Consider the following 13693-nt stretch of genomic DNA (forward strand, 5'->3'; position numbering starts at 1 on the left):
CATCAAACAGCCATATTGAAACATGCCGCAATCAACCGTTTCTATGGATATATGAAAAGGAGAGAGACCCATGCAAGTGACCTTTGACCATCTTGTTCATCTAACAGCATCCCCCGGAGAAGCGAAAGCTGCTTTTGCACAAATGGGCTTCCACGCCATACAGGGCGGTATTCATCACGATTGGGGAACGTATAATTGCCTATGCTATTTTCGTGACTTGCGCTACATTGAATGGATTGGCTTTATGGACCTTAACAAAGCGAAAAAGTCTGATAATAGACTGATCCAGCAAATCGTCACAGACTCCGCCCAAGGGGCCGGCTTTTCCCAAATCGCCTTTCGCACAAATGACATCCATGCCATCATGAACCATATTTCTGAAAAAGGATTAACCCCCATTGGCCCATTTGCCGGAAACCGGCAACGAGAAGACGGGACCGTGCTCAGCTGGTCGATGCTGTTTATTAGAGATGAGTCCCATCACACATACCGCTATCCATTTTTTATTCAATGGGGGCAACAAGACAGCATACGGAAGCAGGAAATGAAACAGCTGATGCAGCATCATCATGGACAGCCAACCCTTTCCTATATCGGCATTCAAGCGGACCACCTCGACGAGTCGGTCCAAAAATATTGCCACTTATTTGATATTCCTTCTTCTTTAGTCCGCTATCATGCTGACCGATTTGGCTCTTATGCGGAGATTCCCGCTGGCCATATCAAGATGCGTTTTTATGAATCTGCGAAGCTTCCATCCGGAAGGGCTCTATATATCAATCGCCCTTTTTTATGCGGAATCACGGGAATGCCACAAAATCAAACGATCTTGCTCGAACAAGCGATTTACGATTTTTCTGTCTGAGAGGCAGGCAACCGGCATAGGGCAAACAACCCAAAACCCATTCCCTCTCCAGGCAAAGCCGGAGAGGGAAGATACCATTTAGGCTAAACCGCATCAAAATGGCGCGTCCATACGATAACCGCGATCATGATCGCCAAGATCACAAACGAACTGCTTAATCCCATCACGCTCCACATAAAGGAAACATGAAGCAAATAAAGGGCAAGGCTGGCAAAAGCCAATCCGAGAATGATGGCAGAAAGAGCCCAAACCGCTATTTCCTTTGCAAAATGCCAGAGCCTCGTTCTTCTTGTCCAACCGATCATCTCATACATTTGAAACTCGCTTTTTCGTTCGCTCAATAGCGTATGAACCCCTTCGCTCACACCGATGGCGGCAAGGCCAGTTGACGATAAAATGATCGAGATTTGCACCCAAAAGGTCGCATTTCTTATATACTCCCCTAAGGCGGTCTCTGCCGTCTCCTGCAGGGCGGCGGTCAACGCGGCGATCTGTACAGCCAGCAACACGGCGGCAAGCGATAAAATCCCCATCATCGGAACAATCCAGCGCCGATAATAACGAATGGAAGAAAAACGACGATAAGCGATCGTTCGCTCCTTTCGTTCTTCTTTTCTGTGAAGCAAAAATGTCACAAGCACTATGGAAAACATCCACAAACCAGCGGCCACCCCATATAGCGGCAGGGCGGCATCCAAACCATATAAAATGCTAAAAGACGCCGCTAAGGCAACCGTCATAAGCAAATATTGCTCTATGGCATTTCGCTTGCGAATCTGTCCTTCTCGCCAACCAAGGAGAGTTAGATATTCATTTTCAAGAGTCAGTAGATTTTTTTCAAAAACGAGTCTCATAGCGAGCCAAAGCAGGGCAAAGCAAGAAAACAAAAATGTGGTTACAAGACTCATATCATTCCATGTATGTGTCAGCCGTTGGGCGACTCCTAACGTTGTCCACGGCTCCTTGACTTTGCCGATCCCCTCGACATCAAGCGTCATTTCCTTAAACGAAGCGCCGGCTACGACATCTACCTCATATCCCTGCTTCAACAACTTAGCGGTCACCTGTTCAATTTTCCGGCGGGCTGCCTCATCATACTTTTTAATTCCAGCAATTCGAACGCGAATGGCATCAATCGGTTTCTTTCCTTTGATCAGTTCAGCCGCTTCCAACGTCGTCACACCGCTGGCAGGCGCTGGAATGAAACTTCCGGGTACTGTTGTCGGCGTTAATGTGCGGCCCTCTTCGGTTGTTGCCTCCATCCCTCCATAAATGCCCAGAGGGCTTGAAGCAAGCTTGTTGCTGGGCTCCTTTTTCGGAGAAAACGTGCCTACCTGTTCAATAATAAAAGGAAGTTTCGTTGCAGTCGCCATCGAGACGCCCCGTTTTTCTACCTGCTTATAAGACGGCGGCTCACCAGGCTGTACGATATGGATGGTCGGAATGGAATCAAGATGCTGATAAACAATTTTAGAGGCGACATAATAAACGGACGTATCGCCGCCAATTGAATATCTTTGCGCAACATTTAACTGCCACTGGTCATTAAGAATCAGCGCCGTACCATCAAACGGCTTTTGAAACTTCGATAAATCTAAATCGATCGTTTTCGATTGCACGACTCTCTCCTTTTTCAGTTCCTTTAAAACCTCGGCGATTTTCTCCGGGCTTGCACTCATCATCCATTGCCCTTGCTGCAAATGGAGGCTGCGAAGATACTTCTCGATGCTTACCTCAAGCGTATCCACTTGCAGGCGAAGAAAAACGGGGATATTCAAATCATCACGCTGAAGCACCTTTACAACAGGGGGATTCCCGTAATTTTCAAGCGTCATTTTTAGCATCATCGCTTTTGGATCCTGAGGGCGATCCAGTTCCAGCGGTTCTTCTAATTTGGAAAAGTCAATGCCGGTTAACTGCTGTTCGCTTTCCGGGTCAATGGCGACCAAAAGGTAATAATTCTCCGGCATCTCAATCATCATGGCTGCGCTTCCAAATTGCTGTGCTGTGGTAACATACTGAATCGTTCCAGGATCGAGCTGTTCAAAATAGACAAATGTTCCCGAAGAACCGAGCGGATAGTTTTTATATCCGTCTGATGTATAAAATTGATAGGTGAATCTCGACGGATTTTCCAAAACAGGGAGCTCTAGGGAAAACTGCTTGCCGCGAAAGTAGCCTAATGAAGCAACAGGAGCAGCCGCTTCAATCAGCGGATCGGCTTTGATCCGCTTCCACTCGGCGATGGAAAAGCCGCCCTTTCCATCGCCAATATAGTTTTCCTCGACGACGCCAAGCGTTTTTTCCACTTGCGTTCTTGATGAGGCAGGACGAACTAATAGATCATATGTACCCCTTCCATATTTCTCAATGCTGCTGTCGACCGTTGATTTCGCTTCTTTCGCTTGGAAAAGGCCGACCGGAATCAGCGTATAGACGCTGATAAGAGCGGCCAGCATCGTCATTGTTGCCATTTTCCGGTGAACGAGACGACGCCAAACGATCCGGATCATACATTCACCTCATTTGGCAGAAGAAGCCCATCTTTTAATAAATAAATGCAATTAGAGTGGGCCGCCACTTCCATATCATGGGTCACTAAAATCATCGTTTTTCCTTGCTGGTTGAAGGAGCGCAAAATCTCAATCATATGATCGCGATTCTCCCGATCTAAATTCCCTGTCGGCTCATCGCAAACCAATACGTCCGGATCGGCAATGAGCGCACGCGCAAAGGCAACGCGCTGCTTTTCTCCTCCGGATAAGTCATTCGGCAGCCGGGAAAATAACGGCTCTTGAATGCCGAGCGATAGCAACAGCATTTTCGCTTTTTCATATAATTCCTGTTTCTTTTTATCATAATATAAAGGGAGGATCACATTGTCTAAAACCGAATAATACGGCAATAATTTAAAATCTTGAAATACAAACCCAATATGACGTCGGCGGAAATCGCTTTTTTCTCGTTCACCCATTCGATAGAGATCGAGATCCCGGTAATAAACAGTCCCTGTATCCGGTTTTAATAAACCTGTCATAATTTTTAATAAAGTCGATTTCCCTGAGCCGGACGGACCGACAATCGACACCCAGCTCCCTTGCTGAATCACTAGATCAACATGATTTAAAATTTTGATTTTGCTAGAATGGTGCTTAAATGATTGGCTGATATTTTCTAATCGAATCATCTTTTCCCTCCTTCTCCTTAGCTAAAAACGAGGCTGTATATCACAGATTACACTGATCGCCCATTCACCAATAAGGATGCATATAACATTCATATGTCCTTCTAACAGCCGTAGGCCGTCAAGACGATTCGATCTTTAAGGCTTAAACATACTCTCTAGGCATGCGCGACTTTTTTCTATTATACTTCTCTTTCTGTTTGCTTCTACCGCCACTAAATGGCGGGCTTAAAAAGAAAACGCCTCACCGCGGGGGATTTTCACTGTTTTTATAAATTCCTAACATACGGATATAAATATTTCCGAATAGATAAATCAAAATAAAATTCCTGATACATAACAATCAAACCTCTTTGTCATTGCAAAGAGGCCCGTATGTTTTAATACATTATTTTTGATTCAATGTGTATCTCATTTAAGTTAAAAAATTATACCTTAATGATCTACCTCTATTTCATTAATTTTTTATAATAATTTTAATGAAACATAATCATCAAAAAATCGAGAACAAATTGACATCTAAATTTTCATTAATTTCAATATTTTTCGTTTTTATTGATTCCTTAATGATACCTGAGGAATCAAAAACTTCCATTTGTATCATTATTCCAGTTTTTGGATCTATATTTAATTTGAAAGTTTTTGCGTTATATCGTTTTGAATATTCGCTATTGAGTTTACCTTCTATTACTATTGTCTTAATTCCTGCTATAATTTCCTGTCCTGTGATATCCCATAGTGTACTATCTACTAAGAATCCCATTGCTATATCTTCTGGAAATAAAGAAGTCTTCGCTATCCCCATATAGGATGGATCTACTCTGTGTATATAGGCTTTTTCTCCATCTACTGTAGTAATCCGTTCATGAATACTCGTGTTTTTTAAATAATTACGCTCCTTTTCACTCACTTTTCCTACTTTTGCGATAGTTTTTATAGGAACATTGCTCTTAGTAACACTATTCGTTTGATGATCGCTAGAACCACTATTGTAGTTAATCAAATTTTCTCCATCATATATACTCACTTCATAGCCCAACTCAGTCGCATTAACTATACCATTATTATTTTCCTTACCCAGTCCATACACTTTTTCATAAGATTGTGGGCTATCAGAAAGATTTGTTTGATAATCTACACTGATATAAAAATCACCTGATTCACTAAAATATTCAAACGATCCTTTTGCTGTTTTATAATGATCAATAGAATTTAACATTAAGGTTTGAATTTTAGTTTTTTGTTCATTTGTATTTTGAACTTTTACTTTTTGGATATTTTCACTTGCCTGAGCCACGTTTTCTCTTTTTCCAGTAAAATCCATACCATTATATACTACAAGTGAAATGGCTAATATCACACCAGTAACTCCAGCAACCAAAAATTCTTTTTTCAAAGTATTCACCCCCAAATTAATAAGTAATTTTTGTAGCATCTGCTCCCACATTTCCTACCTTGGTAGTTAAAGATGTGTTAATTACAATCATATGATTCCACTCTTTATTAGTTTTTAGAAAATTCCAGCCTCCGGGTGCTGTATTTTGATTAATATAGACAATACCACCAAGCTCATCTATTTGATAAGCTGTTCTTGGATTTGTAAAATCTTTATTGTTTAAATAGACATAATGAGCGGCATTTTTATCGTGTGCATAAAAGCTCCAAATATAGGCATAATCAGGATCAAAGCCATTAACGGTCGCTGAAACGATCCGATAATCATTGTAGTATCCAGAACCTGTCTTGTAGATCCAATTTCCCTTTTGTTCAGAGAATCCAGGAGCGTTGCTTAAAGCATCATTATCCACAATATCAGTAGTTGCAAAAGTATTAGTTGAGAAGAAAGCCAACCCTGTAACTAGCGAAAAAATAGATAAATAACCCTTTTTGAACATAAAAATCCCCCCCATCTGTCTGATTTTTATACTATAAATATAAATCAAAACTATCACTTTTTCACCGCCAACCTGTGGCGGAACCCCGCCATTTTTTGGCGGAACTCCGCCACAGGTTGGCGGGCTTAAAAAAGAAAACGCCTCACTGGTAAGGAGGCGTTAATATTCCATGTGAATCGCGGGGATCAGCCCTAGCTTTTTCTACCGCTTCGATCCTTGAAGAAACTTGCAGCTTGGCAAAAATGCGGGATAGTTGCCGTTCGATGCTGCGTTGGCTGATATGACATTTTTTTGCAATCTCCTTATTGCCTAAGCCATTGGCAACTTCCATTAATATTTCCTGCTCCAGGGGGCTCAGCGCGACCGGTTCGCCTTCTTGCGTTCGGTCCTTCACCTCAGAAAGCTGCATCCGGCGCAACAAATGCACAGGAACCACCGCTTCGTTCCTTAATGCGCAACGAATCGCTGTGATTAATTGCTCGCTTGTCGCCGTTTTACTGACAAAGCCGGTGATACCTGATTCGATCAAGTAATGAAAAAAAGGCGCGATGTCATATCCGGTATACATAACAATTTTCGCATCTGGTTGTTTTTGCAGAATTCGCTTACCTAATTCGACTCCACTTATCCCCGGCATCTGCCAATCCAGCAAATATGCATCATAGGTGTACCTTTCTATGATTGGTTCCACATCTTTTCCAGATGTTACAAGCTCCACATGAAAGTCCGGTTCATTTTCCAGTACTTTCTTTGTCCCCTCACCAACAAGCCGATGGTCATCGACAACCAAAATATGAATCATCTTAGCCGCTTCTCCCCCTTTCCAGATTTACAGCGCAAGGATGATTCCTTTTGAAATGCGGTATGCTAAGCTTGGCATGTGTTCTTTGATACAACCGATCCACCTCTTATCAGCCATCGGGCAAAAGCGCAGGCAATGCGATTGATTTCTTCCGTCATTTGTCTCACATATTCATATAAACGCTTTCATCCCCCTCGTTATTTTGTCCCCCCACATATCTACACAAATATTTACAATTAACCAAAATTCGACAAAATCAGTGAACTTCCTTCCACTGATGTAAATAAATTTATCGCTAAAAAGGAAACCATTTTGTATCAACAGTGATCTTCGGGCATTTAAAGTGTCTAAAACTAGTTCTACTTACACAAAGCAAAAGAAGAGAAAAAGCGGCTTTGTACATCACTTGAAGGGGATAAACGCGGGAATATAGCATAATGAAAAACCTCCCTGCCTAGGCAGAGAGGGATTTTCATTAAAACATTTCCGATACCGTTTTTGCTTGCACGTGAAGAATCAAATAGTCAGGGCCGCCTGCTTTTGAGTCTATTCCTGACATGCTGAAGCCGCCAAATGGCTGATAGCCGACCATCGTTCCTCTATTTAGAAAAATTCTGTCCATAAACAAAAAGCGTTTTTTCCAAGCTGGCTTTATTCAGTCGGGAAGTCTCGCGTTTCTGAATCTTGTACAGCTTGATGAAAGCGGGAGATGAATCGACTTCGGACAAGGACAAGCGTTGTCTGTTCCATGATCCGACTCTATCATAAAATAAATCAATGCTGTTCTTTGATCACTGGATTGAGAGATTGATGGAGAAATCAAATGAGAAAACCAAACGGAGCCTTCCATACGTAAAATATCCAAGGTACAAAAAAGAACTCCGAATCGTCGGACATCTAGGGTGGGAAAACCTGTGGGGACAACATATCGCGTTATTTCTCTAACTCCTCCACTCGCTTTTTCATTTCCATCAATAACCTATCAAATAGATAAACGTATCTCTGGCGAATGTGTTCATAAATTTCCATCGCTATTTGCTCATCATACGTGTGTGATGTTCTGTTTCTGTCTTCCAGCATTTGAATCCACGTTTCTCCGTCTTGAATGAGTCCTTCTTTAAACGCTTCCTTTATCGTCTTTCGCGGGCTTGTTACTTCGTTGTTTCCGTTGTATTCCAAATAACTTTTCATCCATTTCCATGCCAGCTCATATGTAAATTCAAACCGCTGAATCGTCGCATCAAGAACAAGGTCGTCTTTCGTGACATCACGCCCGACGCTTTGATGAAGTTTATATAACGCCTTCTCAAAATCAGAAAGCTTATCTATGATTTTATTCATCGTCACAACTATCTCCCCCCGATCATTCGTTAAAAAGATCGTTTTCCCTTCTTGATCAATATACGATTTGAGTTTTCCGTTACTTATTTTGTCATAATCGATCACATCTACTGTATAAATTATATTGACTTCAGCCAAATCGTCTTGAATGCGATATAGCTGCTCGTTGTTTTTTCTAAATTTAATCGCAATATCAATATCCGATGTTTCTTTATAATCACCTCGTGCCCGCGAACCAAACAAAATGATTTTTTCAATAATGTCCGCATAGCTTTGGAAGAAATGAAGAAGCTGATAAAATGTTTTTCTCTTTAATCCATACATATTGACACTCAAGATCACCGCCTCCTAATGATTTTCTTCAAATGTCCAAACCTGAACACGAAATCATGATGAGAATTTAGGAGCTATTCCAAAAGTCTTCGTAATATTTCCACAACCCCCAATTTAATGTTTGTTACCTAACAACATTCTTAATTCATTGTTAGGTTTCCAAAGCCCCTTACTGGATATATCAGAGGTATGTCTTCATAAGTGAGGAGCTAAGTCCTTATCCATTTTATGCTCTGTAAAATGAAACCCACTCTCTTTCCAGTCTGGCTTTACACCATCCCCCATAACACGAGGGTTTCTTTATGTTACCAAGTATATGAGGCTCTTCAAAGAAACGTAAGTATAACAACAATATTTTTACCATCTGGACAGAGGAATTTTAGAAAAATCCACCTCAGTCGCCGTTTGGACAGAGGTGGATTTTTTGCGCATCGACAAATTCACTAGACCCCCTCCCAGCATTCGCCAAGAGGGGGTTTTTACTTTAAAACATTTCCGATACCGTTTTTGCTTGCATATGAAGAATCAAGTAGTCAGGGCCGCCTGCTTTTGAGTCTGTTCCTGACATGTTGAAGCCGCCAAATGGCTGATAACCGACAATCGCGCCTGTGCATCCGCGGTTGAAGTAAAGGTTACCGACATGGAATTCTTCGCGCGCTTTGTCAAGGTTAAAGCGGTTTTTCGAAATGACCGCTCCCGTTAAGCCGTATTCGGTGTTATTAGCAATTTCAAGCGCATGATCGAAATCTTTCGCTTTTGTGAAAGCCACAACTGGGCCGAAGATTTCTTCTTGCATTAAGCGCGCTTTTGGATCGACATCGGCGAATACTGTTGGCTGAATGAAGAAGCCTTTTGAGTCATCTCCTTCGCCGCCTGTCATCAGCTTGCCTTCTTGTTTGCCGATTTCAATGTATTCCATAATTTTATTGTAAGCAGATTGGTCGATCACAGGACCCATGAACGTGCTTTGTTCTTCTGGATTGCCGACTTTCAACTGCTTTGTTAGCTCAACGACGCGATTTAATACTTGATCGTATACCTCTTCAAGAACAACCGCACGAGAGCAAGCGGAGCATTTTTGTCCTGAGAAGCCAAAGGCAGAGGCAACAATCGATTGAGCTGCCAATTCTAAGTCAGCTTCTTTGTCGACCACGATTGTATCTTTTCCGCCCATTTCCGCGATGACGCGTTTGAGCCAAATTTGGCCTGGATGTACTTTCGCTGCGCGCTCGTAAATGCGAATGCCGACATCACGAGAGCCTGTGAAGCTGATAAAGCGAGTGCGCGGATGGTCCACTAAGTAGTCGCCGACTTCTGCGCCGCTTCCCGGGATATAGTTCAATACGCCGGCTGGAAGACCTGCTTCCTCCAACACTTCCACAAATTTATAAGCGACAACAGGCGTTGTGCTCGCTGGTTTTAAAAGAACGGTATTGCCCGTAACAAGAGCAGCTACTGTTGTTCCCGCCATGATCGCAAACGGGAAGTTCCAAGGCGAAATCACCACACCGACGCCAAGCGGAATATAGAAGAAACGATTCGACTCACCTGGACGGCTTTCTACCGGAATGCCCTCTTTCAGCTTTAACATTTGACGGGCATAATACTCCATAAAATCAATCGCTTCTGCTGTGTCCGCATCCGCTTCTCTCCAAGGTTTTCCGGCTTCCTTCACAAGCAATGCGGAAAACTCATGCTTGCGGCGACGCACAATCGCAGCAGCACGGAACAAAATATCAGCGCGCATTTCCGGTTTTGTTTTGCTCCACCATTTGAATGCGGCATCTGCTGCTTGCATAGCCTTTTCAGCCAACTCTTTATTCGCTTTTGATACGCGACCAATTACTTCTTCTTTATTAGCTGGGTTGATTGAAACGATTTTATCTTCCGTCGTCACCCGTTCTCCGCCAATCACTAACGGGTAGTCTTGGCCAAGATACGCTTGTACTTGTTGTAAACCGGCTTCAAAAGCCTGTTTATTTGCTTCCACTGTGAAATCTGTGAATGGTTCATGTCTATAAGGTTGTACCATACTTGTGCCCCCTTTGCCGAAATTAAACGTTTACAACCCACATCTATCATTCTAACGGATAATAAAAACTTATTCAATCGCTATCGTTTTCCGTCTATTGATATATATGGACAAATGGCTGTTCGGCCTTCGCTTCGCGGATGATAATGCTTTCCGGGCCGTTAACAGACGAAATATAGACATTGACCGTGATATAATCCGGGAATTGCTCCATCACAAGCCCCGTTACATATTGCGTAAACGCAATGACCTCTCCCTTGCCATAAAATTGCATCGGAATATGGATCGTCAGCTGCTGAAGCTGATCGTCTACATAAAATGCTTTGCCGATGACGCCTGTATAATTTGGAAAAAAGTCTTCGATATCGGATTTAAAATTTAAAAACTTCATTAAATCTTCGCGGTGATTTTTTTCCGCGTCATCTGATGGAAATAAAGTGTATTCTTCATTAATTTTTTCCCATTTGTCGATCGTCGTGCTTCCCTCGTCTACATTCGTCACGGCAAAGAAATGGCCTGGAATAATCGCCGATTGCGGCTGTTGCTTAAATAAGGCAATGGTAATCGGCACGCTTTCTAATCCTTTAATCTGACGAACCCGCGATAATACTTCAGAAGCCAGTCGCTTGCCTTCTTTTTCAATGACGTCATCCTCGATTTGCACCTCGCGCGGATATCCCTGCTCCGTCTCATAATAATGGACAGAATTTAAGGCAAGTCCTAAAACAATACCGCCAAGCTTTACTTTATTATTATCGTTTTTCATTAAATAATCATGCTCTAAAATATTGGCCAAATAAATCGGACTTTTTGTATTTTTTTCTTCATTGGTTCCTTTGTTGCCTAGCGCCGGATTCAAGCCCTTATCGTCTTCGCTTTTCCTCTTAAGCCAGCTCTGAATCGTTTTTTTGTCCAAATATTGCCCTTCTTGAAATAAATAATCCTGCGGTGAGAAACGATCTTGAGCTACACGCATCAAGCCCGTTTCAAACTCGTCCACATCCAAACGTGTATTCAAATCCTCCACCACAAGTCCTCTCGCTTCCGAAGGCTTAAATGGCAAAATCATTCGATAGTACGAATCAGAAATATTGTATTTTGGAATCACAGCTTTTTGCTGTTTATTATCTTTTTGTTGTACGACTTCTTCTTGGCCAAATTTCGGAGCACAAGCCGATAGCAAGAACATCATTGCTATAGATAATATCGCCATTTTTTTCATGGTCCTTACACCTGCCGCTCAAGTTCTTGAAGAAAGCGCGCTTCATCCCAAATTTCAATATGGAGCTGCTGCGCTTTCGTTAATTTCGATCCGGCTTCTGCACCGGCAATGACTAAATCGGTCTTTTTGCTGACGCTTCCCGTCACGTTGCCGCCAAGCTGTTCGATCCTTTCTTTCGCTTCACTGCGCGATAATGCTTCCAGCTTGCCGGTTAATACGACCGTTTTTCCAGAAAAATAAGACGTTCCTTCAACTGCTTTTACTGATTTTGTTCCTTTGTAAGTCATATTCACTCCATAAGAACGGAGCTCGTTCAACAGTTCTTTTACTTCCTGCCGCGAAAAATAAGTGACAATGGAATCGGCCATTTTTTCGCCGATTTCGTGAATCTCCAGCAATTCTTCCTTCGTAGCCGACTCAAGACGTTCCATTGTTTCAAAATGCTCAGCAAGTACTTTCGCCGCTTTCGCTCCGACATGGCGAATGCCAAGTCCGAACAAAAGACGTTCCAGCGAATTTTGCTTTGACGCTTCAATCGCTGCAAGCAAATTCGCGGCAGACTTTTCACCCATCCGCTCCAAAGGAACGAGCTGCTCTTTTGTTAATGTATACAAATCGGCCACGTCATGTACAAGCCCTTGTTGAAACAATTGAGCAATCACCTTTTCGCCAAGTCCCTCAATGTTCATCGCCTGTCGGGAAACAAAATGGATTAAACCTTCGCGAATTTGGGCTGGACATTTTGGGTTTAAACAGCGAAGCGCCACCTCTCCTTCTAAGCGGACAAGCCCGCTTTTACATTCTGGACAATGGGTCGGCATTGCAAAAGGAATTTCGTCTCCCGTTCGCCTTTCAGGCAAAACATTTACAATTTCAGGAATAATGTCACCTGCTTTTTTGACAACGACGGCGTCGCCAATCATAATATCCTTCGCTCGAATCAAATCTTCATTATGAAGCGAAGCTCTCTGCACCGTTGTGCCAGCAACGCGAACTGGTTCTAAAAGCGCGGTTGGCGTGACCACTCCCGTACGGCCGACGCTTAATTCAATGCCAAGCAGCTTCGTGACTACTTCTTCGGCTGGAAATTTGTAAGCGATCGCCCAACGAGGGCTTTTAGCCGTTGCGCCGAGCTGTTCCTGCTGTTCAAATGAATCCACTTTAATCACAATGCCATCAATCTCATAGGAAAGCTGCGGACGTTTCCCATTCCATTCCTTTATAAATTCAATTACTTCTTCCATATTCGCACATCTCCGCCGCTCCGGATTGGTTTTAAATCCAAGCCGTTGCAAATAATCAAGCGCCTCACTGTGCGAATCGATTCCCATTTCCTCTGCATTAGCTAAACCATAAATAAACATGTCTAAATGGCGAGAGGCCGCAATTTTTGGATCAAGCTGACGCAACGATCCAGCGGCTGCATTGCGCGGGTTGGCAAACAGTTCCTCGCCGCGCTGGCGGCGCTGTTCATTTAATCGCTCAAACGATCTTTTCGGCATATAGGCTTCACCGCGCGCCTCTAACGTGACAGGTTGCTGCAGCCGCAACGGGAGCGAACGAATGGTTTTTAAATTTTCGGTGATGTCCTCTCCTGTTATTCCATCGCCCCGTGTAGCCCCTTGAGCAAAATAGCCATCCTCATAGCGCAAGGAAACAGCAAGTCCGTCGATTTTCAGTTCACATACATACGCGACATCATCGCCAACTTCTTGACGAACGCGGCGGTCAAACTCCCGCAAATCTCCTTCATTAAAAGCATTGGCAAGACTTAGCATCGGAGCACGATGCTCCACTTTTTGGAAAGCATCTAACGCTTGTCCGCCTACACGCTGGGAAGGAGAGTCTTTCGTTTTTAAATCAGGATGCGCCTCTTCAAGAGCGATGAGCTCCTGCATCAGCCGGTCATATTCAGCATCAGGCACCGATGGTCGATCCAATACGTAATACTCATAGTTATATTGATCTAAAAGACGGCGAAGCTCCTCAATGCGCCCAATAGCTGTTTGTCGATCCATT

11 protein-coding genes are annotated in these 13693 nt (G+C 43.1%); 1 reads left to right on the forward strand and 10 read right to left on the reverse strand.

Going from position 1 to position 13693, the window contains the following annotated elements:
• Positions 1-70: 70 nt before the first annotated feature.
• Positions 71-865 (forward strand): VOC family protein, encoded by a 795-nt coding sequence (locus GFC28_RS10930; RefSeq protein WP_044741350.1) that lies wholly within the window; start codon positions 71-73, stop codon positions 863-865.
• Positions 866-948: 83 nt separating this feature from the next.
• Here GFC28_RS10930 and GFC28_RS10935 read toward each other — a convergent pair whose 3' ends face one another.
• The 10 genes from GFC28_RS10935 to ligA all read right to left on the reverse strand — a co-directional run bounded on the left by GFC28_RS10935 (position 949) and on the right by ligA (position 13692).
• Positions 949-3378, reverse strand: coding sequence for an ABC transporter permease (locus tag GFC28_RS10935; RefSeq protein ID WP_044741349.1), 2430 nt, complete (start codon positions 3376-3378; stop codon positions 949-951).
• The gene (locus GFC28_RS10940) at positions 3375-4052 is read right to left on the reverse strand and encodes an ABC transporter ATP-binding protein (protein ID WP_044741348.1); all 678 of its coding nucleotides are present in this window, start codon (positions 4050-4052) and stop codon (positions 3375-3377) included. The genes GFC28_RS10935 and GFC28_RS10940 overlap by 4 nt, the downstream gene beginning before the upstream one ends.
• A gap of 490 nt (positions 4053-4542) precedes the next feature.
• On the reverse strand, positions 4543-5484 hold the full coding sequence (locus GFC28_RS10945; protein ID WP_231883409.1) for a hypothetical protein: 942 nt from the start codon (positions 5482-5484) through the stop codon (positions 4543-4545).
• Positions 5462-5944, reverse strand: a complete 483-nt coding sequence (locus GFC28_RS10950) for a hypothetical protein (RefSeq protein WP_044741347.1) — start codon at positions 5942-5944, stop codon at positions 5462-5464. Before GFC28_RS10950 ends, GFC28_RS10945 begins: the two co-directional genes overlap by 23 nt.
• Positions 5945-6086: 142 nt before the next feature.
• The gene (locus GFC28_RS10955) at positions 6087-6746 is read right to left on the reverse strand and encodes a response regulator (RefSeq protein WP_044741346.1); all 660 of its coding nucleotides are present in this window, start codon (positions 6744-6746) and stop codon (positions 6087-6089) included.
• Between the two features lie 475 nt (positions 6747-7221).
• Positions 7222-7374 (reverse strand): hypothetical protein, encoded by a 153-nt coding sequence (locus tag GFC28_RS19315; RefSeq protein WP_156487532.1) that lies wholly within the window; start codon positions 7372-7374, stop codon positions 7222-7224.
• Positions 7375-7679: 305 nt separating this feature from the next.
• The gene (locus GFC28_RS10960; protein ID WP_082063385.1) at positions 7680-8411 is read right to left on the reverse strand and encodes an HI0074 family nucleotidyltransferase substrate-binding subunit; all 732 of its coding nucleotides are present in this window, start codon (positions 8409-8411) and stop codon (positions 7680-7682) included.
• 493 nt (positions 8412-8904) lie between these two features.
• Positions 8905-10452 carry an L-glutamate gamma-semialdehyde dehydrogenase gene (pruA, locus tag GFC28_RS10965; protein WP_044741345.1) on the reverse strand — a complete coding sequence of 516 codons (1548 nt, stop codon included), beginning with the start codon at positions 10450-10452 and terminating at the stop codon, positions 8905-8907.
• Between the two features lie 94 nt (positions 10453-10546).
• The gene (locus tag GFC28_RS10970; RefSeq protein ID WP_044741344.1) at positions 10547-11674 is read right to left on the reverse strand and encodes a CamS family sex pheromone protein; all 1128 of its coding nucleotides are present in this window, start codon (positions 11672-11674) and stop codon (positions 10547-10549) included.
• Between the two features lie 5 nt (positions 11675-11679).
• Positions 11680-13692, reverse strand: a complete 2013-nt coding sequence (ligA, locus tag GFC28_RS10975) for an NAD-dependent DNA ligase LigA (RefSeq protein WP_044741343.1) — start codon at positions 13690-13692, stop codon at positions 11680-11682.
• Between the last annotated feature and the right edge of the window lies 1 nt (position 13693).

The organism is Anoxybacillus sp. B2M1, assembly GCF_001634265.1.
GTDB lineage: Bacteria > Bacillota > Bacilli > Bacillales > Anoxybacillaceae > Anoxybacteroides > Anoxybacteroides rupiense.